This is a genomic window from Mycobacterium sp. 1245852.3 (assembly GCF_001669335.1).
Lineage (GTDB): Bacteria > Actinomycetota > Actinomycetes > Mycobacteriales > Mycobacteriaceae > Mycobacterium > Mycobacterium europaeum_A.
Genome location: NZ_LZLL01000136.1, coordinates 1 through 638, shown reverse-complemented (window position 1 = coordinate 638; position 638 = coordinate 1). Strand labels below are relative to the sequence as shown.

Below are 638 nucleotides of genomic sequence, written 5' to 3'. Positions count from 1 at the left end.
GATCCGCACGACGGCATCTACACGGCGGCGCGGCTGGCCAAGGACGAGGGCGTGCCGATCTCGACGATCTCGTTCGGGACCAAGGGCGGCGAGATCGAGATGGACGGGCAGCGCATCGCCGTCCCGGTCTCGACCGACCAGATGAAGATGGTGGCCAAGCTGTCCGACGGCCAGTCGTTCCACGCCGACAGCCTGGACTCGCTGAAGAACGTGTACTCGACGCTGCAGCGCCAGATCGGCTACGAAACCGTGAAGGGCGACGCCAGCCTGGCCTGGATGCTGCTCGGCGCGTTCGTCCTGGCCGGCGCCATCCTGGCCGGGCTCCTGCTGAACCGCAGGCTGCCCGCCTGAGTCAGCTGGGCAGGCGCCGGTTGATCAGCAGTGCCAGCGCGGTCGCGATCAGGGCGGTCAGCACGGCCAGCCGCAGCCAGCCGGAGCTGCCCGGCCCCGGCACCGTGCGGTAGCCGATCTCGTTCTCGATGGCGTTGTAGCTCTTTTCCAGCTCGCCCAGGGTGGTGGCGGTGTAGGACTGCCCGCCGGACAGCTTGGCCACCATCTTCATCTGGTCGGTCGAGACCGGGACGGCGATGCGCTGCCCGTCCATCTCGATCTCGCCGCCCTTGGTCCCGAACGAGATC

The 638-nt window shown here is 68.3% G+C and carries 2 pseudogenes; one reads left to right on the top strand and one right to left on the bottom strand.

Annotation, left to right across the window (positions count from 1 at the left end):
* A pseudogene (locus A9W96_RS32030) lies at positions 1–351 on the top strand (hypothetical protein); the annotation flags it as partial.
* A gap of 1 nt (position 352) precedes the next feature.
* On the opposite strand, the pseudogene A9W96_RS06015 reads toward A9W96_RS32030, so the two are convergent.
* A pseudogene (locus A9W96_RS06015) lies at positions 353–638 on the bottom strand (hypothetical protein); the annotation flags it as partial.